We start from the raw sequence: 25836 nt of genomic DNA on the forward strand, positions 1-25836 counted from the left end.
AGAACCGGCCTTCGGCCGTTGCATGGCAGCAGGCACGGGAACCCGGCGCCGCGGGTCCCCGTGCCGGTTCTACGTCTAGCCCTTGGCTGCCTTGAGTAGGTCGGCGCGGGTGGTGAACTTGACCCGTGGCCTGCCTGCCGCCTTGCCCGCGGTCTTCTCGGCCTGGTCGATGGTCTTCCAGCCCTTGCGGTCGACCAGATCGGGCTGGCGCTCGGCGAGCAGTGCGCGCAGAGCTGCCCGATCGCCGGTCGGCGTGGTGAGTTTGCCCGCGATGAAGTCGGCGATCAACGCTTCGACGGTTTCCTCCGCGTCGACCCGGTTGGAGCCGATCACCCCGCGCGGGCCGCGCTTGATCCAGCCGGAGACGTAGACGCCGGGGACGGGCTCGGCGGCGTCGATGACGCGGCCGTGCTCGCTCGGCACGGTGCCGCGGCGCTCGTCGAAGGGCAGGCCGGCGATGGGTTCGCCGCGGTAGCCGATCGCGCGCAGCACCAGGCCGGTGTCGATGGTCTCGGTGCGGTCGGTGGCGGTGGCCACCAATTGCCCGTTCTCCTCGGTCAATTCGTTGTGCGCGAACTCGATCGCGGTGACCGCGTCGGTGCCGTGCACGGCGGTCGGCGTGGCGAGATAGCGGAAGACGATCCGCTTGTTCGACAGGTCCGGCTGTGCCGTCGAATACTCCTGCGCGAGTTCGTACTTCAGGCGCAACGAGGGTTCGATGTTCGGATCGTCGAGCACCGCGCGGCTGTGCGGGTCGAGTTCGATATCGGCGGGGTCGATGATCACGTCGACGCCGTTGCGATGGGTGAGCGCCAGGAACTCCGGGGAGGAGTAGGCGGCCTGGAGCGGACCGCGCCGACCGAGGATCACGACCTCACGGATGTTGCTGCGGCGCAGGGCGTCGAGCGTGTGGTCGGCGATGTCGGTCTTGGCCAGCTCGTCGGGGTCGGCGGTGAGCACGCGCGCCACGTCGAGGGCGACATTGCCGTTGCCGACGATCACCGCGCGCTCGCCGGACAGGTCGAACTCGCGGTCGGCGAAGTCGGGGTGGCCGTTGTACCAGGCCACGAACTCGGTGGCCGAGTGGCTGCCGGGCAGGTCCTCGCCGGGGATGTCGAGCGAGCGGTCGCTCGAGGCGCCGACGGCGTAGATCACCGCGTGATGGTGATCGAGGAGCTCCTGATGATCGATGTGCTCGCCGACCTCGACATTGAGGTAGTACTGCAGCGTGTCGCGACGGAACGCCGACTCGAACATCTCGGCGACGCCCTTGGTGCCCGCGTGGTCGGGGGCCACGCCCGCGCGCACCAGCCCCCATGGGGTCGGCAGCTTGTCGAACATCTCGATCTCGACATCGCTGCGCCGCAGTAGCTCGTCGGCGGCGTAGCAGGCCGCGGGGCCCGCGCCGACGATCGCGACGCGCAATGTGCCCAGAGTCTTGGGCGGGCGGACCGGGGTGCTCAGCGGGTCGAAGTTCGACTCGAGCGGGTGGCGCTGGAAGTAGGCGGCGTTGATATCGCGATACCTGGCCAGCGAGGCGAGCAGGTCGTCCTCGGAGAAGATCGCGTCCACCGGGCACGCGTCGACGCAGGCACCGCAGTCGATGCAGGTGTCCGGGTCGATGTACAGCATCTCCGCCGTGGCGAACTCCGGTTGATCCGGAGTCGGGCGGATGCAGTCGACCGGGCATTCGGTGACGCAGCTGGCGTCGTTGCAACAACGCTGCGTGATGACGTAGGCCATAGGTGCAGATCCTCGAAATGTGTGGTCGGTGGCTCGAGACGCCCCCGATCAGGGCCCGCGGCAGGTGAACCACGAACCCATCGATGGTGACGCAGCTTTCAGTGTGCCTCGAGTGTGACTGCTACCTCACCGCTGCCCGGCATTACGGTGGTCTCATGGTGGCGACCCTGATCCTGATGCGGCACGGAAAATCGGCGTATCCCGACAACGTCGACGACCACGCGCGCCCGCTCGCGCCGCGTGGCGAACGCGAAGCGGCCCTGGCCGGTGACTGGTTGCGCGCCGCCCAGCCGCCCATCGACGCCGTGCGCTGCTCGACGGCCGAGCGCACCAGACAGACGCTGGCCGCCACCGGCATCACGGCGCCCGTCGAATACACCGACGACATCTACGACGCGAACCCGCACGCTCTCATGGAGCTGATCGGGCTCACCGACGACACGATCTCGACACTGCTCATCGTCGGCCATGTGCCCGGGATCCCGTGGACCGCGTGGGAACTGGCGGGCAACCGTGAATCCGATCAGGCGACCGAACTCAGCCGTAAATTCCCCACCTCGGCCCTGGCGGTGCTCGAATTCGACCTGCCGTGGGCACAACTGGGCCCCGGCACGGGCGAGCTCACGACGTTCCACGTCCCGCGCTGAGTTCATCCGGCGCGGCTCACTTGAGCAACTTGCCGCCGACGACGATGCCCACCCCCAGCAGCACGAGCAGCACGAACGCGACGAATCCGTTCGTCAGCGCCCAGACCACGCCCAGCACGAGTACCACCGGCGCCACCGCGATAGCGGTGATCACCGGGCTCTCCTTGACCGTTTCCCAAGCCGAGCGGGCCCTGACGCGGTCGATGTCCTTACCAGCCATGTGATCCACACTACGTTTCCGCCGGACCCCGGTACACAGGCTCGCACGCACCCACATGTGATCCACATCTTGTTTCTGTCAGACCTCGCAACGATGCTTGACCACATGGATTGGAAAATCGAACTCGTTGCCATCCCGGTCACCGATGTCGACCGGGCCAAGGATTTCTACACCAGCATCGGCTTCAACGCCGATCACGACCACACCCCGACCCCGGAGATCCGTTTCGTGCAGCTCACTCCACCGGGATCGGGCTGTTCGATCTGTATCGGGCGCGGGCTCACCAGTGCCGCGCCGGGCAGCGTCGAGGGCATGCAGATGGTCGTGGCCAGCGCCGACAAGGCCTATGAACAGCTGATCGCCGCGGGTGTGGCGGCCACCCCCGTCGAGGACATGGGTTGGGGCCGGTTCACCTTCTTCGCCGACCCCGACGGCAACAAATGGGCTATTCAGGAGCTGCCGAACTACAGCTGACTTCGCCCGCCCGTGAGAATAAGTCTTGCTTGGAGCGCACTCCAGGTGGATAGCTTCTAGGAAGTTCCACGGGAAGGGACGAGCACGATGGATCAGGACGCGGCGCTTCGCGACGACAGCGGCGACGACGAGCACGGGCGCCCGAGGTATTCGATCGGCCAGGTGGCGCAGCTGTCGGGCCTGAGCCGCGACACGCTGCGCTGGTACGAGCGGATCGGGCTGATGGGCTACATCGGTCGCGATCACACCGGCAACCGCCGGTTCAGCGACCGCGACCTGGAGTGGCTGGCGCTGATCGGGCGGCTGCGGCTCACCGGCATGCCGGTGGCCGACATGATCCGCTACGCCGAACTGGTCCGGGCGGGTGAACAGACCTACCCCGATCGGCTGGAGATGTTCCGGCAGACCAGATCGGATGTGCTCGACAAGATCGCGGAGCTGCAGCAGACCGTGGCCGTTCTCGACTACAAGATCGCCGTCTACGAAGGCCGATCCGATGTGGTCCGTCCCGCCACGATCACCGTGCACACGAGCGAAGGAAGCGACACATGAGCACCACCGCGACACTGCCGACCACCACTCTCGGCGCCGACGGGCCGCTGATCGGCACCCAGGGCCTCGGCTGCATGGGCATCAGCGAGTTCTACGGTGACACCGACGCGGCCGAATCGCGGGCCACTCTCGACCACGCGCTCGAACTCGGGGTCACTCTGTTCGACACCGCCGATGTGTACGGCTCCGGCCACAACGAGGAATTCCTGGCCGATTTCGTCCGCGCCAACCGCGAGAACCTGCTGATCGCCACGAAGTTCGGCATCGTGCGCAAGGCCGACGACCCGTCCTTCCGCGGGTTCGACAACTCCCCCGCCTACATCCGCGCGTCGGTCGATGCCAGCCTGCGCAGGCTCGGCGTCGACACGATCGACCTGTACTACATGCACCGGCGCGATCCCGCGGTACCGATCGAGGAGACCGTCGCCACGATGGCCGAACTCGTCGCGGCGGGCAAGGTGCGCGCTCTCGGGCTGTCCGAGGTGACCGGCGAGGAGTTGCGCGCCGCGCACGCGGTGCACCCGATCGCGGCGCTGCAGTCGGAGTGGTCGCTGTTCTCGCGCGATGTGGAGCGCACCGCGGTGCCCGCCGCGGCCGAACTCGGGGTGGCGTTCGTACCGTATTCGCCGCTGGGCCGCGGATTCCTCACCGGCGCGTTCGCCTCGGCGAAAGATCTGAGCGACAAGGACTTCCGTCGGTTCCAGCCTCGCTTCACCGGCGACAATGCCCAACACAACGCCGAATTGCTCGCGCCGTTGGCCACGATCGCCGCGGCGCGCGACATCACCCGGGCCCAGGTCGCGCTCGCGTGGGTGCATGCCAGGGCGGGGGTGCACAACCTGTCGGTGGTGCCGATCCCCGGTACCCGCAAGCGGACCAGGCTCGCCGATAACGTCGCCGCGGCGTCGGTGCGTCTGTCCGCGGACGAACTGGCGACGCTGGAACCGATCGCCGGGCAGGTGGCGGGCAGCCGGTACGCGGATATGTCGTTCACCTCGGCCGGCCGCGAATAGGATCGCGACCATGACCGATGCCACCGCCGATCCGCAGCGCCGTGTCGTGCGCAATGTCGAGAAGAACCGCTACGACGTGTTCTTCGACGATGAACTCGCCGGTTTCGCCGAGTACATCGAGCGCGACAACGACACCGACTTCATCCATACCGAAATCGACGACGCGTTCGCGGGCAAAGGCCTCGGCGGGGTACTCGCCCGCCAGGCCGTCGAGGACGTGATCGCGCGCGGACGCACCATCACCGCGCACTGCCCGTTCATTCGCGGCTGGCTGGACAAGCACCCCGAGTACGACGCGCATGTGGTGGGCAAGGGCATCGCGCGATGAGCGACTTGGAGATCGACCCGGACGAGGCGCTGTGTGAACCCTCGCCTCGGCCGGGTCCGATCACCGAGTCGTACCCGGCCAGGGAGGTGCCGCTCGGCGGCGTGCGCGGGGTGTACGTGGAACGCACACTGCCGCAACGGGATCTGCCGACCGTGGGCGCGTGGTGTTTCCTCGACCGGTTCGGTTCGGCGTCGGCGACCGAGGCCGGCGCCTCCCCCGACATCTTGCCGCACCCGCACATCGGCTTGCAGACGGTGACCTGGCCGCTCGACGGCCGCATCCGGCATCGTGATTCGGTGGGCTCCGACGTGGTGATCGAACCGGGGCAGCTGAACCTGATGACCTCCGGTCGCGGCATCGCGCACTCGGAGGTCGGTGTGCCCGGCGCCGAGTCGGCCAACGGCCTCCAGTTGTGGATCGCCTTGCCCGGCACCGCGACGGGCGTCGATCCCCATTTCGAGCAGCATCGTGAACTGCCGATCTACTCCGCACCGGGCCTGCGCGCCACCGTGCTGATCGGCGCGCTGGGCGGCGTCACCTCACCGGCGAAGGCTTACACGCCGATCGTCGGGGCCGACATCCTGCTCGATCCCGGCGCCGAGGTGCGGCTGCCGCTGGAGCGCGCGTTCGAGCACGCGGTGCTGGTGATCGCGGGCACGGTGACCGTCGACGGCACCGATCTCGCCCCTGGACCGCTGTTGTACCTGGGTACCGACCGCGCCGAGCTGCGGCTGTCCAGTACCGACGGTGCGCATTTCGCGCTGATCGGCGGCGAACCCTTCGCCGAGGAATTGGTGATGTGGTGGAACTTCGTCGCCCGCAGTCACGACGAGATCGTCGATGCCCGCGAGGCGTGGGAAGCCCGCGATACCGGCCGCTTTCCCACGGTCGTCGGTCACATCCCCGACGAGCGGATACCTGCCCCGCCGCTGCCGCCGTTGCGCTTGAAGCCGCGCAAACGAGCGACCGGCTGCAATCACCGCTGACTCGACGGATCGCGGCCCCGAATCAGTTTGCGCGCGAGCCGAATCGGTTGACCGCGCCGAACCGGATCAGGCCGCGCCTGCACCCGATGCGGGCTCCCCTGCGCCGCATCGGGTGTGCGCGATCAGCGACCGTCGGCGAGCAGGGCGTCGAGGGCGCGGTAGCTGTCGTTGAGACCGCCCTCCATGCCGGAGGACAGCATGCCCGCGCATTCCTCGGCTGTATGGAAGACGCTGTCGGTGACGACCCTGGTGCGGCCGCCACCGAGGTCGACGAAGGTGGTGTCGTCGATGGAGATGTGGGCGGGCATGCCGTCCCATTCGAAGGACTGCACGATGCGTTCCTTCGGGGTGATCTCGCGGAAACGGCCTTCGAACCCGTAGGACTCGTCGCCGTCGTGTTCGACGAAACGCCAGTGCCCGCCCTTGCGGAACTCCCAGCGCTCGACGTCGAGCACGTGGCCGCGACCCCACCAGCGCGAGAGCTGCTCGATGCGGCTGTAGGCGTCCCACACCCGGTCCAGCGGCGCGTCGAAATCGCGTTCGATGTGGACTTCGCGGTCCGAGGTCGAGGTGATGACCGCGTCGTTGGTGGTTGTGCTCATTGCTCCGACTCCGTTCGTTGCAGGAATTCACCGAGACGGTCCATCCGGGCTTCGAGCATCTGCCGATAACCCTGCATCCAGGCCACCTCACGATCGAAGACGTGCTCGGAGATCCGGCAGTACCGCACCCGCCCACGCTTCTCGGTGACCACCATGCCCGCGTCCTCGAGCAGCCCGATGTGCTTCTTGATGCCGGTCAAGGTCATCTCGAACCGCTCGGCCAACTCGCTGATACTCGCGGGCCCACGTCCGAGTTGCTCGAGGATGCCCCGCCGTGTGGGGTCCGCGAGCGCCCCGAACGAGGCGTTGAGGAAGTCATACTGAACCATCTAGTTCAGTATTGCGCGCTGATTCCCTCCGGTCAACCCCTTTCGGAAATCCCTGGACGGGCCGACGGATTTGCTACTACGCTTTGTCGTAGAACTTGGCGGGAATCATCGAGGGGGAACACTCATGGACAAGACCACGTGTTGCATCGTCGGCGGTGGCCCGGCGGGCACGATGGCCGGTCTACTCCTCGCCAGAGCCGGTGTCGACGTCACCGTGCTGGAAAAACATGCCGACTTCCTCCGGGATTTCCGTGGCGACACGGTGCACCCGTCGACGGTGCGGCTGATCGACGAACTGGGGCTCGGCGCCGAGTTCGCCGAGTTGCCGCACTCCGAGCTGACTCGCATGTGCATGTACGCGGGCGACCGCATGGTGGTCGCCGCCGATTTCACCCGGGTCCCCGGCAGGTACCGGCATATCGCCATGGTGCCGCAATGGGACTTCCTCGACCTGCTCGCCGGCGCCGCAGCCGAGGAACCGTCCTTCACATTGCGGATGCGCTCGACCGCGATCGGGCTGATCCACGAGGCGGGCCAGGTGGCCGGCGTGCGCTACCTCGATGCCGACGGCGCCGAGCGCGTGTTGCGTGCCGATCTCGTGATCGCCTGCGATGGACGCGATTCCGTGGTGCGCGAGGCCGCGGGACTGCGCCGGCGGATGGAAGACGTGCCGATGGACATGTGGTTCTTCCGCATCCCCAAAGCGCGCGACGACATCGACGGCGGGGCCGTACAGGCCCGCTTCACCAGCGGCAATTCCGCGGTGGCCATCGACCGCGGCGACTATCACCAGACCGGCTACATCATCGAGAAGGGTTGCGACGCGGAGCTTCGCGCCGCCCACGACGTGGGATGGCTGCGTGCTCGCGTCGCCGAACTCTTCGGCTGGTCCACCGAGACCACGGCGGCGATCCGGACCTGGGACGACGTCGAGCTGCTCGAGGTCACGGTGGGCATGCTCGACCGGTGGTATGTGCCCGGCCTGCTGTGCATCGGCGATGCCGCGCACACGATGTCACCGGTCGGTGGGGTCGGGGTCAACCTCGCGGTGCAGGACGCCGTGGCCGCCGCGCGCATCCTGGCGCAGCCACTGCTCGCCGGCACCGTGCGAACCGCCGATCTGGAAAAGGTGCAGCGCAGACGGATGCTGCCCGCCAGCTTCACCCAGCGGTCCCAGCGTGGCGAGCACGACATGCTCATCGCGCCCGCGCTGCGGGGAACCCTGCACACCGCGCCCCTGCCACTGCGCGTCGTCGACGCCGTGCCCGCGCTGGCCGGGCTCACCGCCTATCTCGGCGGGGTCGGCCTGCGCCCCGAGCGCGCACCGGAGTTCGCGCGACGTCCACCGTCGGGCATCGAACCGTCCAACGCGACGCGCTGATCCGCCCTAGCGCTCCGGTCGGCATTTTCGAAAATGGGTCGCAACGGCTAAATTTGCCGCGACGAACGGGACGAATGGGACCGGGTGAAGCAGCAGGAGGCTTGCGGGATGAGGATCGGCACTGGGATCGGCGCGGCACTGCTCGCGATGGGGGTCATCGTGGCGGCAGCCGGAAACGGGCACGCCGAGCCCGCTGCGGTCATCGCCGAACAGCCGACCGAAGCGCCCTCGCTGCGCGGGATCGACAAGGGCCTGAACTACCGGGTGAGCGCGACCGACGATCGACGCGCGGTGGTCACCACCATCGACGCGGGGCGGTTCCAGCTCGTCCACGACGCGAAAGTTGTCACGGTGACCGACGAATCGGGTGCGGTACTCGCCGCGCTGCCGATGGTCGTGCGCGTCGGTGAGCACCAGGTGCCGCTCACGCCGTCGATCGACGAGAAGGGCACCAGCCTCACCCTCACACCGATCAGCGAATCCACCACACCGGTGCGCGACATCAGCGCGCAGGAGCGCTTCTTCGCCGAAACCCAACGCCTGCAACCGAAGATCATCGAAGGCGCCGTCATCGGGGCCGCGATCGGTTTCGTTCTCGGCTTCCCGCTCGGCCTGTTCATCCTGGACTTCATCACCGTCCCGGTCGCCACCGTGGCGGGCGCGGCGATCGGCGCTCTCGCCGGGTACGCGCTGGCGGGTGGTCAGCCCGCGATCGATACCGCGCTGGCCTATGTCACCGGGGCACCCTGATCACGTTGTCGGACTGAGGAGTTGGGTGCCGATCACGCGCAGCAGCGCCATCTTCTCCGCCGCGTCGGTGCCCGGGCGAGGCAGGTAGACGAGTAGTCGTTGGGCCGCATTCGGGGTGAGCAGGGTTTCGCAGATCGTGTCGATCAGGCCGATTTCCGGGTGCAGGAACTGTTTGGTGTCGGAGATCCGCACGGCCACTTCGTGTTCGTTCCACAGCTGTTCGAATTCCGTGCTGTCGGCGCGCAATCGGCTGATGAAGTCCACGACTTCGGCATCATCGGCTCGGCGCGCCGCGGTGGCGCGGAGATCGGCCACATGGCTGCGGCTCATGCGGGACCAATCCGATTCCGGGAACAGCGTTCTGGCCGACGGGTCGGTGAACCACCGCCAGGAATAGAAGCGATCGAGGCCGCGGCGGGTGCTGTGGTCGCCGGCCAGCAGGCTGTGCATGCGGTTCTGGACGAGAACCTCGCCGAGGTCGGTGATCACGGCGGCGGGGATGTCGTCGAGCTTGTCCAGCATGTGCAGCAGCCCGGGGCCGACATGCTTGTCGCGTAGCCCTCGGTCCGGGGATTGATGGCCGCACAGATGGAACAGGTGGTCGCGCTCGTCGGCACTCAGACGCAGCGCGCGGGCCAGCGCGGCGAGGACCTGGGTGGACGGGCGCGGACCGCGCGCCTGTTCGAGGCGGGTGTAGTAGTCGGTGGACATGCCGGTGAGCAGGGCAACCTCGTCGCGCCGCAGGCCGGGGGTGCGTCGGCGCACGCCGGGCGGCAGGCCCACGTCTGCGGGGGTGAGCAGGTCCCGGTGACGGCGCAGGAAGTCGGCCAGCTCGGATCGGTCCATTCCTCCATGGTGCGCTTCGCGCCGACGCCCAGCCAGGGACTGCCGATCCCCCGATGAACGATCTCTGCCGCGACCGGCGCTCGCGGCGCAGGCTCGAAGCATGACGAATTCACAGATCCCCACCGTCGCCCTCGGCGACACCGGCCCCCGCGTCAGCCGCATCGGCCTCGGCGCCATGGGCATGTCCGGGATGTACGGCGCTTCCGACGACCGTGAATCGATCGCGACCGTCCACGCCGCTGTCGACGCGGGCATCAATCTCATCGACACCGGCGACTTCTACGGCGCGGGCCACAACGAGATGCTGCTCGGCAAGGCCATCGCCGAACGCGCCCGCGAGGACGTGGTGCTCAGCGTGAAGTTCGGTGCGCTGCGCGGGCCGGGCGGAACCTGGGGCGGCTTCGATGGGCGTCCAGCCGCATTGCGCAACTTCCTCACCTACACACTGACACGACTCGGTGTCGACCACATCGACATCTACCGGCCCGCGCGCCTGGATCCCGAGGTGCCGATCGAGGACACAGTCGGCGCCATCGGCGAACTCGTCGAGGCGGGATACGTGCGCCATATCGGACTCTCCGAAATCGGTGCCGATACCTTGCGACGTGCCGCTGCCGTGCATCCGATCGCCGATCTGCAGATCGAGTACTCGCTCATCTCCCGCGACATCGAGAAGGAAATCCTCCCGGTCGCAAGACAACTCGGCACCGGCATCACCGCCTACGGTGTGCTCTCGCGGGGGCTGCTCAGCGATACTTTCCGCCGAGGAGGTCCATCGTCGGCACGCGACTTCCGTGCCCACAGCCCGCGTTTCCAGGGCGAGAACCTCACTCGGAATCTGCGCATGGTCGAGGCGTTGGCCGATATCGCTGCCACGAAACAGGTTTCGGTCGCCCAGCTGGCGATCGCTTGGGCGCTGGGCCGTGGCACGGACATCGTGCCGGTGATCGGCGCGCGAACCCGGACGCGACTCGACGAGACGCTCGGGGCGCTCGCGATCTCGCTCACGCCGGACGAGTCGGCCGTGATCGAGGCAGCGACTCCGGCCGACGCTGTCGCCGGCGAGCGGTACGCGGCCGAGCAGATGGCGATGCTGGACAGCGAACGCTGACATTCGCCGGGTCACCCGACGCGCGTTGCCGCCGGTCTCGGCTACCGTTGACGGCAGTAAGTCCGCACGGGTGGGTGGTGATGAGAGTGGTGTTCGACCCGCTGGCCGATATCGAACGCGCCCTGGCCGAACAGGCCGGGTGGACGTGGTTCGACGACTACCTGCTGTACACGTGCGGGGTGGCCGATCTACTGGCGCGCGGCGAGGTGGCGCTGATCCCGCACACCGCGACGCGGGTGCGGATCGAGCCCGGTGAGGTCGGTCTGGCCGAGGGGCCGGTCAACTGGTACACGTGGCGGGCGACGGGCGACGGCAAATCGCCTCGCGGTCGGAGCACTGTCGTCGGTCCGAACCCGGTCGCCGCGGCCGCACAGCTGGGCAATGCCGTCGCGAACCGGACCCGGCGCACGCAGGCGGCCGCCGCGCAACCGCGCTGGGTGGCGGAACGGGCAGGGTCGGTGATGATCTCGGACCGGCGGCTGCACCTGACCAATCCTGAGCGTTCGTTCTCGCTGTACTGGTCGGCGCTCGAGTCCATCGACCTCACCGCGCCGGATCGGGTCGGCTGCCGATTCCCGGACCGGGACGGGAAGTTGCAGCAGATCCAGGTCCAGACCCCTTGGGCAGCATTGCTTTTCGTCACGGCCGCCTTGCGACATTTCCCGCATCATCCGCTGCTGAAGACCGGGACCTGGCTGCCCGCCGGGTTCGAGGACAAGTGCCACCTGGCGGGTAAGAAGTGCCCGAAGGTACGCACGCTGGGCTGAGGTGCGACCGACCCTCAGCGTTGACGCGCGCGATAGGCCGCGACGGCGTTGCGATTACCGCATGCCGTACTGCAATAGCGGCGGGAACGATTGCGGGACAGGTCGAGCACCAGCCCGGCGCAGTCCGCGTCGGCGCAGATCGAGAGGCGGCTCAGGTCGTCGGCGCGGATCAGATCGATCATCGCCATCGCGGTTTCGACGGCGATGCGGACCGGGAGCGGGGCTTGTGGCGGGACCGCGTGCACGTGGTAGTCGACGTCGCCGTGGCGGACCAACTGCGGCACAGCGCGGTGCTCGGCGAGGGTCTCGTTCACGAGGGTGACGGCGGCATCGCGGTCGCTGGTGAGCATCGCGCGTAGCGGCGCGCGCAGGGCCCGGACGGCAGCCAGCTCGGCTGGGTCGCCGGTGTGCGCGCCCGTGTAGACGTGCCGGTCGAAGAACTCGGCGAGCTGGGCTGTTTCGGTCAACGTGTCGGGATCTTCGGCGGAATTGACCAGTTCGACCGCCGCCAGCAGGGCCGCCTCGGTGTCATGAGCAAAAACCACATTGACATATTACCGCAGCCTGCTTACCGTCATTAGTCATGGCGACTTTGACTCATGACAGTGCGATCCGGATGCGATCCGGGCTGCTGTTCGCGCTGGCGTCGGCCACCTCGTTCGGGTTGTCCGGTCCGCTCGCGCGTGGGTTGATGAACGCGGGGTGGAGTGCCGCCGCGGTTGTCGCCGCACGCGTCCTACTGGCCGGGGTGGTTCTGTTGCCGCTGGCACTGCCCCAGCTGCGCGGACACTGGAAGCTACTGCGCGCCAACGCGAGTCTCATCGGCGCGTACGGGCTGGTCGCCGTGGCGGGCACTCAGCTCGCTTATTTCAACGCCGTCGCGCACATGGAAGTCGGCGCTGCGCTGCTGATCGAATACACCGCACCGATCGCGGTGGTGGGCTGGTTGTGGGTGCGCCACCGGCAACAGCCCGGCGCGGCCACGATCGCCGGTGCGGTGCTGGGCATCACCGGACTACTGCTCGTCCTCGATGTGGCCTCGGGCCTGTCGACCGACCCGATCGGCATCGCCTGGGCACTGGCCGCGATGATCGGCGCCGCGGCCTATTTCGTCCTCTCCGCCCAGGGCGGCGACCTCCCCGGCACCGTCCTGGCCTGCGGCGGTCTCCTGATCGGCGGCCTCCTCCTGATCCTGGCGGGCACCATCGGCATCGCCCCCCTGCACGCCACCACTCGCCAGGTCGTCTTCGCCGACTTCACCACCCCCTGGTGGATCCCCATCCTCGTCATCGGCATAGTCACCGCCGCCATCGCCTACGTCACCGGCATCGCCGCCACCCGCCGCCTCGGCTCCCGCCTTGCCTCCTTCGTAGCCCTCACCGAAGTCCTCGCCGCCCTGATCTTCGCCTGGGCCCTCCTGGGCGAAGCCCCCCGCCCGATCCAACTACTCGGCGGCGCGTTGATCCTCATCGGAGTCGTCGCCGTCCGCCTCGGCGAACCGACGACCTCCGCCCTCGGCGACCCCGAGACACCGGCAGACACCCCGACGGAGATCCCGGCGGCTCGGTCCGAGCAAGGATCCTGACCGACAACAGAGTGTGGCTCACCAGCGGTAGTCGAGGAATTTGCCGTCCAGGGTGATGACGACGCGGTCGCCGTCGGGGTGGGGGCGGCGGGCTATGTCGATGTTGAAGTTGATGGCGCTCATGATGCCGTCGCCGAATTCCTCGTGGATGAGTTCTTTGAGGGCGGGGCCGTAGACCGAGACTGCCTCGACGAGGCGGTAGACGGTGGGGTCGGCCAGTTGTGCCGGGTCGGCGCCGCGGGAGGGCTGTAGGCGCAGGCTTTCGGCGACGGTGTCGTCCAGGTCGAGCAGGGCACAGACGGCGGCGGCCTGCTCCTCGGTCATCGGATGCTGACCGAGCAGGGCCGCTGTCGTCCAGACCAGTGGCGCGCCGATCGATTCCGCGATGCCCGCCCACGTGAGACCTTTGCGGATGCGGGCGGCGACGACGAGGTCGGCGGCGGCGGACTTGCTCAGGATCGGTTCCATACGGGCTCCTAGGTCGGTGAGTCGCCGATAGCCTGCCATTCGGAGCCGCTCACTCGCCATAGTGGAATACCACTATTTACGCGGGCGCAACCTCGAGTGATCACGAGGCAATGTCGACAGCGAAAACTCCTGCGCTAGAACCACTACGAAGGGGTTTTTCATGTCCTATCTCAAACCGGCGGACTTCGTCGAGAAGATGATCGACGCCGGTGAAGCCAAAGCGTTCATGTCCACCCGCGACACCGTGATCCGCGCCTACATGGCGGGCGCGATCCTCGCCCTCGCGGCCGCCTTCGCGGTGACGATCACGGTGAACACCGGCGAACCGCTGCTCGGAGCCGTGCTCTTCCCCGTCGGGTTCTGCATGCTCTACCTGCTCGGATTCGACTTGCTCACCGGTGTTTTCACGCTGGTTCCGCTGGCGTTGATCGACAAACGACGCGGCGTCACCGTGGGCTCGATGTTGCGGAACTGGGGGCTGGTGTTCGTCGGCAACTTCGCCGGCGCGTTCACCGTGGCGGTGATGATGGCGATCATCCTCACCATGGGCTTCTCCGTCGACCCCAGCGTTGTCGGCGAAAAGCTCGGCGAGATCGGCGAATCCAGAACCCTCGGCTACGCCGAACACGGCGCCGCGGGCATGCTCACCCTGTTCATCCGCGCCGTGCTGTGCAACTGGATGGTCTCCACCGGCGTGGTCGCCGCGATGATGTCGACCTCGGTGTCGGGCAAGGTGATCGCGATGTGGATGCCCATCATGCTGTTCTTCTACATGGGCTTCGAACACTCCATCGTGAACATGTTCCTGTTCCCCTCCGGTCTGCTCCTCGGCGGCGACTTCTCGATCGGCGACTACCTGATCTGGAACGAAATCCCGACCGTCGTAGGCAATCTCGTAGGCGGGCTCACGTTCGTCGGCCTGACCCTCTACGCCACCCACGCCCGAACCGCCCCCGCCCGGCCTCGACCCGAAACCGCCGAATCGGAGTCCTGACCGCCTGCGCGATTCCCGCCCGCAGAGCTATCGAGTGTCGATGTATTCGGCGGCCTCGATCGTGAGTGCGGTGCCGGGCATCTCGATCGTCAGCAGGGCCGTATCGGCCGCCCAGGTGACATGCGCGTCGTGGGCCGGGTAGGGGACGCTGTAGACCAAGCCACGGTCGGGTGAAGGGCCGACGAGGATTTCGTACTCGGTAGCCAACAGACCCCACGTCGCGCGGTGGTACACGCAGTACTCGGTGTTGTTCTGCTGGCTGCAACCCAGAACGACCTGGGTCGACATCACGGTGGCCGCGACACGACAGGCCGCGAACACCATCGCGAGCACGCCGATCACCGCGAGCACGCCGACGACGATCTGATACTTCACACGGCGACTGTACGCAGACTCCGTGGGAACCGCCCCCGGTGACACCCACGAAAACGGCCCCCGCCCTGATGGGCGGGGGCCGAAATCTGTTGCCTACCTACGGACTAGCGGTAGTCGCTGAAGCCGTAGTCGTCCAGCGGCACCGCTGCGCCGGTGGAGGAGCCGAAGCTGTCCGGGGAGTAGTAGGTGTCGTCGTAGGACGGCACCGCGTACGCCGCGGCACGGGCTTCTTCAGTCGGCTGCACCTGGATGTTGCGGTAACGGTTGATACCGGTACCGGCCGGGATGAGCTTACCGATGATCACGTTCTCCTTCAGGCCGATCAGCTTGTCGGAGCGGCAGTTGATCGCCGCGTCCGTCAGCACTCGGGTGGTCTCCTGGAAGGAAGCCGCCGACAGCCACGAATCGGTGGCCAGCGACGCCTTGGTGATACCCATCAGCACGGGACGACCCGAAGCCGGCTCGCGGCCTTCGGCCACCACGCGACGGTTCGAGTTCTCGAACTCGGCGCGCTCGGTGAGCGAGCCGGGCAGGAACTCGGTCGCACCCGAATCGATGATCGTCACACGACGCAGCATCTGGCGAACGATGACCTCGATGTGCTTGTCGTGGATCGACACACCCTGCGAGCGGTAGACCTCCTGGACCTCGTGGACCAGGTGGACCTGCACCTGACGGGGACCCATCACGCGCAGCACCTCGTGCGGATCGGCAGCGCCCTCGAGCAGCTGCTGACCCACCTCCACGTGGTCACCGTCGGCCAGCAGACGCTCGGAGCCGTCGTCGTGCTTGAACACACGCAGACGCTGACGCTTCGAGAGCTTGTCGTAGACGACTTCCTCGGACCCGTCATCAGGGATGATCGTGATCTTGTAGAAGCGGTCGTCGTCCTCGAGACGCACCCGACCCGAGACCTCCGCGATCGGCGCCTTGCCCTTGGGGACACGGGCCTCGAAGAGCTCCTGAACACGCGGCAGACCACCGGTGATGTCGTCGCCCGCGACGCCACCCTGGTGGAAGGTACGCATGGTCAGCTGAGTACCGGGCTCACCGATGGACTGGGCCGCGACGATGCCGACGGCCTCGCCGATATCGACCAGCTTGCCGGTGGCCATCGAACGGCCGTAGCAGGTGGCGCAGACGCCGGTGCCGGTGGTGCAGGTCAGCACGGAGCGGACCTTCACCTCGGTGATACCGGCCTCGAGCAGCGCCTCCAGCGCGGGGTCGCCGAGGTCGGCGCCCTTCGCCACGATGACGTTGCCCTTGGCATCGACCGCGTCGGACGCCAGGGTCCGAGCGAAGGTCGAGGTCTCGACGTGCGCGTCACGGATGATCGTGCCGTCGGCCAGCTTCTCCGCGATCGGCACCAGGATGCCGCGCTCGGTGCCACAGTCCTCTTCGCGGACGATGACGTCCTGCGACACGTCGACCAGACGACGGGTCAGGTAACCCGAGTCGGCGGTACGAAGCGCCGTGTCGGCCAGACCCTTACGAGCACCGTGAGTGTTGATGAAGTACTCGAGCACGGTCAGGCCCTCACGGAACGAGGACTTGATCGGGCGCGGGATGAACTCACCCTTCGGGTTCGTCACCAGGCCCTTCATACCCGCGAGGGTACGGGTCTGGGTGAAGTTACCCGTGGCGCCGGAGTCGACGATCGTGATGATCGGGTTGTCCGGCGGGTAGTGGGTCCGCAGCGCGGCGCCCACTTCCTCGGTGGCTTCCTGCCAGATCTTGACCAGAGCGTTGTTGCGCTCGGCGTGATCGAGCGCACCACGCTGGTACTTCTTCTCGATCAGGTCCGCCATGGCCTCATAGCGTTCCATGATCTCGGGCTTCTCCGGCGGAACGAGCACGTCCGACATGGAGACGGTGACGCCCGAACGCGTGGCCCAGTAGAAGCCGGCGTCCTTGAGCTTGTCGACGGTCTGCGCGACGACGATCATCGGGTAGCGCTCGGCCAGATCGTTGATGATCGTGGCTTGACGCTTCTTCGGCATCGGCTCGTTGATGAACGCGTAGTCCGCCGGAAGCAGATCGTTGAAGATCACGCGACCCAGCGTGGTCTCGGCCAGCCAGGCCTCGCCACGCCGCCAGCCGTCCGGGAACAGCTCGGTCTCGACATCACGCGGCGGGCGCTGCTCGGTCAGCCGCACCTTGATGGTGGACCGCACGGTCAGCTCGCCACGATCGACGGCCATCTGGGCCTCGGCGGGCGAGGAGTACACGCCGTACTCCGGCTCGTCGGTGCCCGCGGCGCGGTAGGTGCCCGCACCGTTCTCGTCGAGACGGGTCAGGTAGAACAGGCCCGTCACCATGTCCAGACGCGGCATCGCCAGCGGGCGACCCGACGCCGGGGACAGGATGTTGTTCGACGACAGCATCAGGATGCGTGCCTCGGCCTGCGCCTCCGCGGACAGCGGAAGGTGCACGGCCATCTGGTCACCGTCGAAGTCGGCGTTGAACGCCTCACAGACGAGCGGGTGCAGCTGAATGGCCTTGCCTTCGACCAGCTGGGGCTCGAAGGCCTGGATGCCGAGGCGGTGCAGGGTGGGCGCGCGGTTCAGCATCACCGGGTGCTCGGCGATGACCTCTTCGAGGACATCCCACACCTGGGCACGCTGACGCTCGACCATCCGCTTGGCGGACTTGATGTTCTGCGCGTGGTTGAGATCGACCAGACGCTTCATCACGAACGGCTTGAACAGCTCGAGCGCCATCAGCTTCGGCAGACCACACTGGTGCAGCTTCAGCTGAGGACCGACGACGATGACCGAACGGCCCGAGTAGTCGACGCGCTTGCCGAGCAGGTTCTGACGGAAACGACCCTGCTTGCCCTTGAGCAGATCGCTCAGCGACTTCAGCGGGCGGTTACCCGGTCCGGTGACCGGACGGCCACGACGGCCGTTGTCGAACAGTGCGTCGACCGACTCCTGCAGCATCCGCTTCTCGTTGTTGACGATGATCTCGGGCGCACCCAGATCGATCAGTCGCTTGAGGCGGTTGTTGCGGTTGATCACGCGGCGGTACAGGTCGTTCAGGTCGGAGGTGGCGAAACGGCCACCGTCGAGCTGAACCATCGGACGCAGCTCCGGCGGGATCACCGGAACAGCGTCGAGCACCATGCCCATGGGCGAGTTGCCGTTGGTCTGGAAGGCCGCGACGACCTTCAGACGCTTGAGCGCACGCAGCTTCTTCTGGCCCTTGCCCGAGCGAATGGTCTCGCGCAGCTTCTCGGCCTCGGCGTTGATGTCGAAGTTCTCCATCAGCTTCTGGATGGACTCCGCACCCATGGCGCCGGTGAAGTACTCGCCGTAGCGGTCGACGAGCTCGCGGTAGAGCACCTCGTCGACGATGAGCTGCTGAACCGACAGCTTGGTGAAGGTGGTCCAGATCTCGTCGAGACGATCCAGCTCACGCTGCGAGCGGTCGCGCAGCTGACGCATCTCGCGCTCGCCGCCGTCCTTGACCTTGCGACGCACGTCGGACTTGGCGCCTTCGGCTTCCAGCTCGGCCAGGTCGGCCTCGAGCTTCTGCGCACGGGCTTCCAGGTCGGCGTCGCGCTGATCGGCGACCGACTTCTTCTCGACCTCCATCTCGGCTTCGAGCGTGGAGAGCTCGTTGTGACGCAGCTCCTCGTCGACACCGACGATGACGTAGGCGGCGAAGTAGATGATCTTCTCGAGATCCTTCGGCGCCAGGTCGAGCAGGTAACCCAAGCGCGACGGAACGCCCTTGAAGTACCAGATATGAGTAACGGGAGCGGCCAGCTCGATGTGGCCCATCCGCTCGCGACGCACCTTGGCACGAGTTACCTCGACGCCACAGCGCTCACAGATGATGCCCTTGAAGCGGACACGCTTGTACTTGCCGCAGTAGCACTCCCAGTCCCGGGTGGGACCGAAGATCTTCTCGCAGAAGAGCCCGTCCTTCTCCGGCTTGAGCGTGCGGTAGTTGATGGTCTCCGGCTTCTTCACCTCGCCGAAAGACCACTGGCGGATGTCATCGGCGGAGGCAAGGCCGATCCGGAGTTCATCGAAGAAGTTGACGTCTAGCACGTAACTTCCTTTCCCCTATTCGGGTCGAATTCGAGCAAAAGTTCACTAGTTGTCGAGCGCGGTGCGCGGTGCGGTCGCTTCCACAGCGACCGCACCGCCAACCACCTAGTTCGCCAGATCGTCGATGGTTGCCGCTTCGTTCCTGGACAGGTTGATGCCCAGGTTCGCCGCGGCGCGCTCCAGATCCTCGTCCTCGCCGCCACCCATCTCGATCGCGGCGCCGTCCGAAGACAGCACCTCGACGTTGAGGCACAGCGACTGGAGTTCCTTGAGGAGCACCTTGAACGACTCCGGAATGCCCGGCTCCGGAATGTTCTCGCCCTTGACGATGGCCTCGTAGACCTTCACGCGGCCGACCACGTCGTCGGACTTGATGGTCAGGAGTTCCTGCAGCGTGTACGCCGCGCCGTAGGCCTGCATGGCCCAGCACTCCATCTCACCGAATCGCTGACCACCGAACTGCGCCTTACCACCCAGCGGCTGCTGCGTGATCATCGAGTACGGACCGGTCGAACGGGCGTGGATCTTGTCGTCGACCAGGTGGTGCAGCTTCAGGATGTACATGTAGCCGACTGCGACCGGGTACGGGAACGGCTCGCCGGAGCGACCGTCGAACAGGGTCGACTTGCCGTTCTCGTCGACCATGCGCTCGCCGTCACGGTTGGGCAGCGTCGACGCGAGCAGACCGGTCAGCTCGTCATCCTTGGCGCCGTCGAAGACGGGCGTGGCGATGTTCGAGTCGGCAGGCGCGGACAGCATCTCCTCGGGCAGCGTGGCCGCCCAATCGGGACGAGTGCCGTCCGTGGCCACGTCGATATTCCAGCCGGCCTTACCGATCCACCCGAGATGGGTTTCCAGGATCTGGCCGATGTTCATACGACGGGGCACACCGTGGGTGTTCAGGATGATGTCGACCGGCGTGCCGTCGGGCATGAACGGCATGTCCTCGATGGGGAGGATCTTGCCGATGACGCCCTTGTTGCCGTGGCGACCGGCGAGCTTGTCGCCGTCCTGGATCTTGCGCTTCTGGGCCACGTAGACGCGGACCAGCTCGTTGACACCGGGAGGCAGATCGTCGTCGTCCTCGCGCGAGAACACGCGAATGCCGATGACCTTGCCGGACTCACCGTGGGGCACCTTCAGCGAGGTGTCGCGAACTTCGCGAGCCTTCTCACCGAAGATGGCACGCAGCAGACGCTCTTCCGGGGTGAGCTCGGTCTCGCCCTTGGGCGTGACCTTGCCGACCAGGATGTCGCCGTCGCGCACCTCGGCACCGATGCGGATGATGCCGCGCTCGTCGAGGTCGGCGAGGACCTCGTCGGAGACGTTCGGGATATCCCGAGTGATCTCCTCGGCACCGAGCTTGGTGTCGCGGGCATCGATCTCGTGCTCTTCGATGTGGATCGAGGTGAGAACGTCCTCTTCCACGAGGCGCTGCGACAGGATGATCGCGTCCTCGTAGTTGTGGCCTTCCCACGGCATGATCGCGACGAGCAAGTTCTTGCCCAGCGCCATCTCACCGTTCTCGGTGCAGGGGCCGTCCGCGAGGACCTGCCCCTTCTCCACCCGATCGCCCTCGTCCACGATCGGACGCTGGTTCGAGCAGGTGCCCTGGTTCGACCGGTTGAACTTGCGCATCCGGTAGGACTTGCGGCTGCCGTCATCGGCCATCACGGTGACGTAATCGGCCGAGACCTCTTCGACCACGCCGGGCTTCTCGTTCACGACGACGTCACCGGCGTCGACAGCTGCGCGCAGCTCCATGCCGGTACCCACGATCGGGGACTCGGAACGGATCAGCGGCACGGCCTGACGCTGCATGTTCGCACCCATGAGGGCACGGTTGGCATCGTCGTGCTCGAGGAACGGGATCATGGCCGTCGCGACCGACACCATCTGGCGCGGCGAGATGTCCATGAAGTCGACCTGCGCCGGCGTCACGAACTCGACCTCTTCGCCCGCACGGCGGACGAGGACCTTCTCCTCGAGGAAGCGACCCTCGGCGTCGACCGGGGAATTGGCCTGCGCGCGAACGTAGCGGTCTTCCTCGTCGGCGGTCAGGTACTTGACCTCGTCGGTGACCTTGCCGTCGACAACCTTCTGGTACGGCGTCTCGATGAAGCCGAACGGGTTGACCCGCGCGTACACCGACAGCGAACCGATCAGGCCGATGTTCGGGCCTTCCGGGGTCTCGATCGGGCACATGCGGCCGTAGTGCGACGGGTGGACGTCACGAACTTCCAGACCGGCACGCTCACGGGACAGACCACCGGGACCCAGCGCCGACAGGCGGCGCTTGTGGGTCAGACCCGACAGCGGGTTGTTCTGGTCCATGAACTGCGACAGCTGCGAAGTTCCGAAGAACTCCTTGATCGCCGCGACGACCGGACGGATGTTGATCAGGGTCTGCGGCGTGATCGCCTCGACGTCCTGAGTCGTCATCCGCTCACGAACGACACGCTCCATGCGGGACAGGCCCACGCGGATCTGGTTCTGGATGAGCTCACCGACGGTGCGCAGACGACGGTTACCGAAGTGGTCGATGTCGTCGATCTCGACGGGGACCTCTTCACCGCCGGGGGCGGTCATCGTGCGGTCACCGGCGTGCAGACGCACCAGGTACTCGATGGTGTCGACGATGTCTTCCTTGGTGAGAACCGAGGAGGTCACCGGCTCGTGCACGTGGATGCCGAGCTTCTTGTTGATCTTGTAACGACCGACGCGGGCCAGGTCGTAGCGCTTCTCCTTGAAGAACAGGTTCTCCAGCAGAGTCTGCGCGGACTCCTTGGTCGGCGGCTCGCCCGGACGCAGCTTGCGGTAGATGTCGAGCAGCGCCTCGTCCTGGCCGGGCGTGCTGTCCTTCTCCAGGGTGGACATCATGATCTCGGAGAAGCCGAAACGCTCGACGATCTCCTCGGTCGTCCAACCCAGCGCCTTGAGCAGCACGGTAACCGGCTGACGACGCTTGCGGTCGATACGGACACCGACGGTGTCGCGCTTGTCGACGTCGAACTCCAGCCACGCGCCGCGCGACGGAATCACGCGCACGCTGTGCAGGTCCTTCTCGGTGGTCTTGTCGATGTTGTGATCGAAGTAGACGCCCGGGGAACGGACCAGCTGCGAGACGACGACACGCTCGGTGCCGTTGATGATGAAGGTGCCCTTGTCGGTCATCATGGGGAAATCGCCCATGAACACCGTCTGGCTCTTGATCTCGCCGGTGTTGTTGTTGATGAACTCCGCGGTGACGAACAACGGCGCCGCGTAGGTCATGTCCTTCTCTTTGCACTCGTCGATGGAGGCCTTGACCTCTTCGAAGCGCGGATCAGAGAACGACAGGGACATGGACCCGGAGAAGTCCTCGATCGGAGAGAGCTCTTCGAGCACCTCCTCGAGGCCGCCTGCGAGACCGACGTCGCCGCGAGCGGCTGCCTTCTCGCGCCAGTCGGGTGTACCGACCAACCAGGCGAACGAGTCCGTTTGTAGGTCGAGAAGTCCGGGCACCTCCAAGGGCTCTCGGATCTTCGCGAACGAAACCCTCAACGGGGCTCCGGGGATACCAGCCTTGGTCTGGGTGGAGACTGCCAAGATGCGTCCTTCCAGCACCTCACGCGCGTCGCGTGGTGGTCCGCGACCGTCGCTTGTCTGCTACGAATTCCGCTGGTTACAGCCCGAACGAAACCAGAACAAGCAGCAGCGGAAGTAACACCGGAAGGGTGGAACTTTCGAGTGCGAATCAAGGTGTGGACAGGAGGCAGCCAGCGCAACGTCCAAACTTACACCCCTAGACAAGGGAGTGTCAACATACCATCCGTGTGACCGCTCGCACGGATAACGCGCCGAAGCCCCGGAACGCTGGCCGCGTCGGGTTCCCTCGGCGCCGGGCCAGCTATCCGCTGGCCGCTGGTGCCCCTTAACAGCTTGTACTGCTGTAGATAGGGTGACGGTTCCCGCGCGCCTCGTCAAGTGCCGCGGGACGGTCTGTTCGCGAAGTGAGATCGCCTGGGCCGCTGGACTTCCCCGGCCTCGAACCGCGCCTATTTTACCCGCGACACGCCGTGCGCGCCAACCGGCGGGCGGCCGGTCAGCCGCCGTTTTCCGGCCTGTAAAGCAAATGAGCCCCGACCGTAGGGTCGGGGCTCATTCAGGACGTGAAAGTCGCTCAGCTGTTGAGCTGGCCGTGCGGAACGGTCTTGAAGGTTTCGGTGGGCTGATCGCTGCCGCCGTAGGCCGCCATCACCTGAGTGTCGTCGGAGGAATCCAGCGACTCGCGGATCGCCACCTGTGCCGCGTGCGGCAGGGTGTGGATGATCTCGCGCACGCGCGCCTGCCGACGGAACACGGCCTGACGGGCGGGCATGCCGGGCTCGGCCTTCATCTGCGGGATGATGCCGTCGATCTCCTCGGCGCCACCGTGGTGGTGACCGGCGTCGACGAGCGCCTGCTCGCGCGCCATCTGCGCCTCGTCCTTCTCCTCCGACATACCGATCGGACCGATCATGCGGCCGTTGAGGAACTGCTTGACCACCGGCTCCTCGCTGGTGAGCAGCACCTCGCGGGGGCCGAACATCACCAGGTTGCGGCGGAAGAGCATGCCGATGTTGTCCGGCACGGTACGGGCCAGGTTGATGTTGTGGGTCACGATCAGGATCGTGGCGTCGATCTGCGCGTTGATGTTGAGCAGCAACTGCGCCAGGTACGAGGTACGCACCGGGTCCAGACCCGAGTCGGGCTCGTCGACGAGGATGATCTGCGGGTCGAGGACCAGCGCGCGGGCCAGACCGGCGCGCTTGCGCATACCACCGGAGATCTCGCCGGGGAGCTTGCCCTCGGCGCCGAGCAGACCGGTGAGCTCGAGCTTCTCCATGACGACACGACGGATCTCGGATTCCGACTTCTTCGTGTGCTCACGAAGCGGGAAAGCGATGTTGTCGTACAAATTCATCGAGCCGAACAGCGCGCCGTCCTGGAAAAGGACGCCGAACAGTTTGCGGATCTCGTAGAGCTCCTTGTTGGAGCAGGTCATGATATCGGTGCCATCGATGAAGATGGACCCGCGCTCGGGTCGCAGCAGACCGATGAGCGACTTCAGGAACACCGACTTTCCCGTGCCCGAAGGTCCGAGCAACGCACTGACCTCACCCGAAGGGAGCGTGATCGACACGTCCTGCCAAATTCGCTGTGAACCGAAGGATTTGGTTACACCCTCGGTCCTGACCTCGACGCCCACTGCTACCTCCATTGATCCCTGCGAGCACCCCACCGGCGTTCCCGCGCGCTCACATCACGGCGGTGCGCTACGACTCTGTGGGTCCGGTCACTGTAACCCATCAGTGAGACGGGGCACACCCCTACATGACTGAAGAGTAACCTGGCGCGGTTCCTACGACCCGGATCACTTTCGCATGTCCGGACAAATAGCAAACGGGCGGCCCGCAAAGGACCGCCCGTTCACAACAACAGCACTGGTTCCGAATTACTTGACGGAAACCTTGGCGCCGGCCTCTTCGAGCTTCGCCTTGGCGGCCTCGGCGGCATCCTTGGCGACCTTCTCCAGGATCGGCTTCGGGGCGCCCTCGACCAGGTCCTTGGCTTCCTTCAGGCCCAGGCCCGAGACGATCTCACGGACCACCTTGATGACCTGGATCTTCTTGTCGCCGGCACCCTCGAGGATGACGTCGAACTCGTCCTGCTCTTCGGCGGCGTCGGCCGGCGCAGCAGCGCCACCGGCGGCGGCGACCGCGACGGGGGCGGCGGCGGTGACGTCGAAGGTCTCTTCGAAGACCTTGACGAACTCAGCGAGCTCGAGCAGGGTCAGCTCCTTGAAGGCGCCGATCAGTTCTTCGGTGCTCAGCTTTGCCATGGTGTTTCCTTCCGATGGTGTACCTCGCAGCGCGTACGCACCGCGAAGCGGGTATTAGTTGTCTTATTCGGCGTCGGCCGCGGGTGCCTCGTCGGCAGCCGGAGCGGCGACAGCGCCTTCAGCGCTGGTGCGCTTCTCGAGCAGCGCCTGGGCGAGCCGGGCGACCTGGGAAGCGGGAGCGGCGAACAGGGCGGCAGCCTGCGAGGGCTTGGCCTTGAACGCACCGGCCAGCTTGGCCAGCAGCACCTCGCGCGAATCGAGGTCGGCGATGCGCTCGACCTCGGACACGGACAGCGCGCGGCCGTCCATGTATCCGCCCTTGATGACCAGGGACTTGTTGTCCTTGGCGAACTGCTTGAGCGCCTTGGCGGCATCGACCGGCTCACCCTGGATGAAGGTGATAGCGGTCGGGCCGACGAACAGCTCGTCGAGACCCGCCACACCGGCTTCGCCGGCAGCGATCTTGACCAGGGTGTTCTTGGCGACGGAGTACGTGGCGTCGGCGCCGAGCGCACGACGCAGCTCGGTGAGCTTGCCGACCGACAGGCCACGGTATTCCGTGACAACAGTGGCCGTGGAGTTCTTGAACTGCTCCGCGATCTCCGCGACAGCGGTGACCTTTTCAGGTTTCGCCATACTTCGCCTCCTCTCTGATGTCGGTTTCGTTGGTGCACTACCGAATCAGGGGCCGGCGACAAAACGAACGCCCCGGACGCAAGGCGTACCGGGGCGCAAAATAACTTC

At 66.3% G+C, this 25836-nt stretch carries 25 protein-coding genes; 12 read left to right on the forward strand and 13 right to left on the reverse strand.

Annotation, left to right across the window (positions count from 1 at the left end):
• Nucleotides 1-75: 75 nt before the first annotated feature.
• Complete coding sequence (locus tag QX204_RS29035) at nucleotides 76-1743, reverse strand: FAD-dependent oxidoreductase (RefSeq protein ID WP_301903683.1); 1668 nt, start codon at nucleotides 1741-1743, stop codon at nucleotides 76-78.
• A gap of 155 nt (nucleotides 1744-1898) precedes the next feature.
• On the opposite strand from QX204_RS29035, the gene QX204_RS29040 reads away from it, so the two are divergent.
• A complete protein-coding gene (locus QX204_RS29040; RefSeq protein WP_301903684.1) occupies nucleotides 1899-2390 on the forward strand; it encodes a SixA phosphatase family protein in 492 nt (163 codons plus the stop codon).
• A 16-nt stretch (nucleotides 2391-2406) separates the two neighbouring features.
• Here the strand turns inward: QX204_RS29040 and QX204_RS29045 are convergent, their stop codons facing one another.
• Nucleotides 2407-2610, reverse strand: a complete 204-nt coding sequence (locus QX204_RS29045; RefSeq protein WP_056816178.1) for a hypothetical protein — start codon at nucleotides 2608-2610, stop codon at nucleotides 2407-2409.
• A gap of 105 nt (nucleotides 2611-2715) precedes the next feature.
• Here QX204_RS29045 and QX204_RS29050 point away from each other — a divergent pair, with 105 nt between their 5' ends.
• The 5 genes from QX204_RS29050 to QX204_RS29070 all read left to right on the forward strand — a co-directional run bounded on the left by QX204_RS29050 (nucleotide 2716) and on the right by QX204_RS29070 (nucleotide 5963).
• Entirely contained in the window at nucleotides 2716-3084 is a 369-nt protein-coding gene (locus tag QX204_RS29050) for a VOC family protein (protein WP_056814268.1), read from the forward strand.
• Nucleotides 3085-3171: 87 nt separating this feature from the next.
• The gene (locus QX204_RS29055) at nucleotides 3172-3636 is read left to right on the forward strand and encodes a MerR family transcriptional regulator (protein ID WP_301903685.1); all 465 of its coding nucleotides are present in this window, start codon (nucleotides 3172-3174) and stop codon (nucleotides 3634-3636) included.
• Nucleotides 3633-4649 (forward strand): aldo/keto reductase, encoded by a 1017-nt coding sequence (locus tag QX204_RS29060; protein WP_301903686.1) that lies wholly within the window; start codon nucleotides 3633-3635, stop codon nucleotides 4647-4649. Before QX204_RS29055 ends, QX204_RS29060 begins: the two co-directional genes overlap by 4 nt.
• A gap of 10 nt (nucleotides 4650-4659) precedes the next feature.
• A complete protein-coding gene (locus QX204_RS29065; protein WP_301903687.1) occupies nucleotides 4660-4977 on the forward strand; it encodes a GNAT family N-acetyltransferase in 318 nt (105 codons plus the stop codon).
• Nucleotides 4974-5963: a pirin family protein gene (locus QX204_RS29070; RefSeq protein ID WP_301903688.1), complete on the forward strand. Its 990-nt coding sequence runs from the start codon at nucleotides 4974-4976 to the stop codon at nucleotides 5961-5963. Before QX204_RS29065 ends, QX204_RS29070 begins: the two co-directional genes overlap by 4 nt.
• Nucleotides 5964-6085: 122 nt before the next feature.
• On the opposite strand, the gene QX204_RS29075 is transcribed toward QX204_RS29070, so the two are convergent.
• Nucleotides 6086-6565, reverse strand: a complete 480-nt coding sequence (locus tag QX204_RS29075; protein ID WP_301903689.1) for an SRPBCC family protein — start codon at nucleotides 6563-6565, stop codon at nucleotides 6086-6088.
• Nucleotides 6562-6894 carry an ArsR/SmtB family transcription factor gene (locus QX204_RS29080; RefSeq protein ID WP_301903690.1) on the reverse strand — a complete coding sequence of 111 codons (333 nt, stop codon included), beginning with the start codon at nucleotides 6892-6894 and terminating at the stop codon, nucleotides 6562-6564. Before QX204_RS29080 ends, QX204_RS29075 begins: the two co-directional genes overlap by 4 nt.
• A 124-nt stretch (nucleotides 6895-7018) precedes the next feature.
• Here QX204_RS29080 and QX204_RS29085 point away from each other — a divergent pair, with 124 nt between their 5' ends.
• Both QX204_RS29085 and QX204_RS29090 read left to right on the forward strand, forming a co-directional pair.
• The gene (locus QX204_RS29085; protein WP_301903691.1) at nucleotides 7019-8275 is read left to right on the forward strand and encodes an FAD-dependent oxidoreductase; all 1257 of its coding nucleotides are present in this window, start codon (nucleotides 7019-7021) and stop codon (nucleotides 8273-8275) included.
• Nucleotides 8276-8383: 108 nt separating this feature from the next.
• Nucleotides 8384-9025: a DUF8020 domain-containing protein gene (locus QX204_RS29090; protein ID WP_301903692.1), complete on the forward strand. Its 642-nt coding sequence runs from the start codon at nucleotides 8384-8386 to the stop codon at nucleotides 9023-9025.
• Here QX204_RS29090 and QX204_RS29095 read toward each other — a convergent pair whose 3' ends face one another.
• A complete protein-coding gene (locus QX204_RS29095; protein ID WP_301903693.1) occupies nucleotides 9026-9871 on the reverse strand; it encodes a helix-turn-helix transcriptional regulator in 846 nt (281 codons plus the stop codon).
• A 100-nt stretch (nucleotides 9872-9971) separates the two neighbouring features.
• On the opposite strand from QX204_RS29095, the gene QX204_RS29100 reads away from it, so the two are divergent.
• Nucleotides 9972-10982, forward strand: a complete 1011-nt coding sequence (locus tag QX204_RS29100) for an aldo/keto reductase (RefSeq protein ID WP_301903694.1) — start codon at nucleotides 9972-9974, stop codon at nucleotides 10980-10982.
• A gap of 80 nt (nucleotides 10983-11062) precedes the next feature.
• Nucleotides 11063-11749, forward strand: coding sequence for a hypothetical protein (locus QX204_RS29105; RefSeq protein ID WP_301903695.1), 687 nt, complete (start codon nucleotides 11063-11065; stop codon nucleotides 11747-11749).
• Nucleotides 11750-11763: 14 nt separating this feature from the next.
• Here the strand turns inward: QX204_RS29105 and QX204_RS29110 are convergent, their stop codons facing one another.
• Nucleotides 11764-12294 carry a CGNR zinc finger domain-containing protein gene (locus tag QX204_RS29110; protein ID WP_301903696.1) on the reverse strand — a complete coding sequence of 177 codons (531 nt, stop codon included), beginning with the start codon at nucleotides 12292-12294 and terminating at the stop codon, nucleotides 11764-11766.
• 38 nt (nucleotides 12295-12332) lie between these two features.
• Between QX204_RS29110 and QX204_RS29115 the strand changes: the two genes are divergently transcribed.
• Nucleotides 12333-13334, forward strand: a complete 1002-nt coding sequence (locus QX204_RS29115) for an EamA family transporter (protein ID WP_301903697.1) — start codon at nucleotides 12333-12335, stop codon at nucleotides 13332-13334.
• 18 nt (nucleotides 13335-13352) lie between these two features.
• Here QX204_RS29115 and cynS read toward each other — a convergent pair whose 3' ends face one another.
• Entirely contained in the window at nucleotides 13353-13802 is a 450-nt protein-coding gene (cynS, locus tag QX204_RS29120) for a cyanase (protein ID WP_062988868.1), read from the reverse strand.
• A 160-nt stretch (nucleotides 13803-13962) separates the two neighbouring features.
• On the opposite strand from cynS, the gene QX204_RS29125 reads away from it, so the two are divergent.
• Nucleotides 13963-14796, forward strand: coding sequence for a formate/nitrite transporter family protein (locus tag QX204_RS29125; RefSeq protein ID WP_301903698.1), 834 nt, complete (start codon nucleotides 13963-13965; stop codon nucleotides 14794-14796).
• Nucleotides 14797-14823: 27 nt separating this feature from the next.
• On the opposite strand, the gene QX204_RS29130 is transcribed toward QX204_RS29125, so the two are convergent.
• From QX204_RS29130 to rplJ, 6 genes are all read right to left on the reverse strand, one after another.
• Complete coding sequence (locus QX204_RS29130) at nucleotides 14824-15171, reverse strand: hypothetical protein (protein WP_301903699.1); 348 nt, start codon at nucleotides 15169-15171, stop codon at nucleotides 14824-14826.
• A gap of 104 nt (nucleotides 15172-15275) precedes the next feature.
• Nucleotides 15276-19229: a DNA-directed RNA polymerase subunit beta' gene (locus QX204_RS29135; RefSeq protein WP_301903700.1), complete on the reverse strand. Its 3954-nt coding sequence runs from the start codon at nucleotides 19227-19229 to the stop codon at nucleotides 15276-15278.
• A gap of 105 nt (nucleotides 19230-19334) precedes the next feature.
• Nucleotides 19335-22835, reverse strand: a complete 3501-nt coding sequence (locus tag QX204_RS29140; RefSeq protein WP_301903701.1) for a DNA-directed RNA polymerase subunit beta — start codon at nucleotides 22833-22835, stop codon at nucleotides 19335-19337.
• A gap of 556 nt (nucleotides 22836-23391) precedes the next feature.
• Nucleotides 23392-24471, reverse strand: a complete 1080-nt coding sequence (locus QX204_RS29145) for an ABC transporter ATP-binding protein (protein WP_301903702.1) — start codon at nucleotides 24469-24471, stop codon at nucleotides 23392-23394.
• Between the two features lie 234 nt (nucleotides 24472-24705).
• Nucleotides 24706-25092: a 50S ribosomal protein L7/L12 gene (gene rplL, locus QX204_RS29150; RefSeq protein ID WP_056814330.1), complete on the reverse strand. Its 387-nt coding sequence runs from the start codon at nucleotides 25090-25092 to the stop codon at nucleotides 24706-24708.
• A gap of 63 nt (nucleotides 25093-25155) precedes the next feature.
• Complete coding sequence (rplJ, locus tag QX204_RS29155) at nucleotides 25156-25728, reverse strand: 50S ribosomal protein L10 (protein ID WP_301903703.1); 573 nt, start codon at nucleotides 25726-25728, stop codon at nucleotides 25156-25158.
• Nucleotides 25729-25836: the final 108 nt, after the last annotated feature.

The sequence above is a fragment of the Nocardia sp. PE-7 genome, from assembly GCF_030486425.1.
In the GTDB taxonomy this organism is placed as follows: domain Bacteria; phylum Actinomycetota; class Actinomycetes; order Mycobacteriales; family Mycobacteriaceae; genus Nocardia; species Nocardia salmonicida_A.

What these genes read in the sequence shown, in the direction of transcription:
- rplL (WP_056814330.1), bottom strand. Translation starts at nt 25,092, where the DNA reads ATGGCAAAGCTGAGCACCGAAGAACTGATCGGCGCCTTCAAGGAGCTG.
- QX204_RS29085 (WP_301903691.1), top strand. Translation starts at nt 7,019, where the DNA reads ATGGACAAGACCACGTGTTGCATCGTCGGCGGTGGCCCGGCGGGCACG.
- QX204_RS29050 (WP_056814268.1), top strand. Translation starts at nt 2,716, where the DNA reads ATGGATTGGAAAATCGAACTCGTTGCCATCCCGGTCACCGATGTCGAC.
- QX204_RS29040 (WP_301903684.1), top strand. Translation starts at nt 1,899, where the DNA reads ATGGTGGCGACCCTGATCCTGATGCGGCACGGAAAATCGGCGTATCCC.
- cynS (WP_062988868.1), bottom strand. Translation starts at nt 13,802, where the DNA reads ATGGAACCGATCCTGAGCAAGTCCGCCGCCGCCGACCTCGTCGTCGCC.
- QX204_RS29125 (WP_301903698.1), top strand. Translation starts at nt 13,963, where the DNA reads ATGTCCTATCTCAAACCGGCGGACTTCGTCGAGAAGATGATCGACGCC.
- QX204_RS29090 (WP_301903692.1), top strand. Translation starts at nt 8,384, where the DNA reads ATGAGGATCGGCACTGGGATCGGCGCGGCACTGCTCGCGATGGGGGTC.
- QX204_RS29070 (WP_301903688.1), top strand. Translation starts at nt 4,974, where the DNA reads ATGAGCGACTTGGAGATCGACCCGGACGAGGCGCTGTGTGAACCCTCG.
- QX204_RS29045 (WP_056816178.1), bottom strand. Translation starts at nt 2,610, where the DNA reads ATGGCTGGTAAGGACATCGACCGCGTCAGGGCCCGCTCGGCTTGGGAA.
- QX204_RS29065 (WP_301903687.1), top strand. Translation starts at nt 4,660, where the DNA reads ATGACCGATGCCACCGCCGATCCGCAGCGCCGTGTCGTGCGCAATGTC.
- QX204_RS29105 (WP_301903695.1), top strand. Translation starts at nt 11,063, where the DNA reads ATGAGAGTGGTGTTCGACCCGCTGGCCGATATCGAACGCGCCCTGGCC.
- QX204_RS29095 (WP_301903693.1), bottom strand. Translation starts at nt 9,871, where the DNA reads ATGGACCGATCCGAGCTGGCCGACTTCCTGCGCCGTCACCGGGACCTG.
- QX204_RS29075 (WP_301903689.1), bottom strand. Translation starts at nt 6,565, where the DNA reads ATGAGCACAACCACCAACGACGCGGTCATCACCTCGACCTCGGACCGC.
- QX204_RS29060 (WP_301903686.1), top strand. Translation starts at nt 3,633, where the DNA reads ATGAGCACCACCGCGACACTGCCGACCACCACTCTCGGCGCCGACGGG.
- QX204_RS29080 (WP_301903690.1), bottom strand. Translation starts at nt 6,894, where the DNA reads ATGGTTCAGTATGACTTCCTCAACGCCTCGTTCGGGGCGCTCGCGGAC.
- QX204_RS29035 (WP_301903683.1), bottom strand. Translation starts at nt 1,743, where the DNA reads ATGGCCTACGTCATCACGCAGCGTTGTTGCAACGACGCCAGCTGCGTC.
- QX204_RS29115 (WP_301903697.1), top strand. Translation starts at nt 12,333, where the DNA reads ATGGCGACTTTGACTCATGACAGTGCGATCCGGATGCGATCCGGGCTG.
- QX204_RS29100 (WP_301903694.1), top strand. Translation starts at nt 9,972, where the DNA reads ATGACGAATTCACAGATCCCCACCGTCGCCCTCGGCGACACCGGCCCC.
- rplJ (WP_301903703.1), bottom strand. Translation starts at nt 25,728, where the DNA reads ATGGCGAAACCTGAAAAGGTCACCGCTGTCGCGGAGATCGCGGAGCAG.
- QX204_RS29055 (WP_301903685.1), top strand. Translation starts at nt 3,172, where the DNA reads ATGGATCAGGACGCGGCGCTTCGCGACGACAGCGGCGACGACGAGCAC.
- QX204_RS29145 (WP_301903702.1), bottom strand. Translation starts at nt 24,471, where the DNA reads ATGGAGGTAGCAGTGGGCGTCGAGGTCAGGACCGAGGGTGTAACCAAA.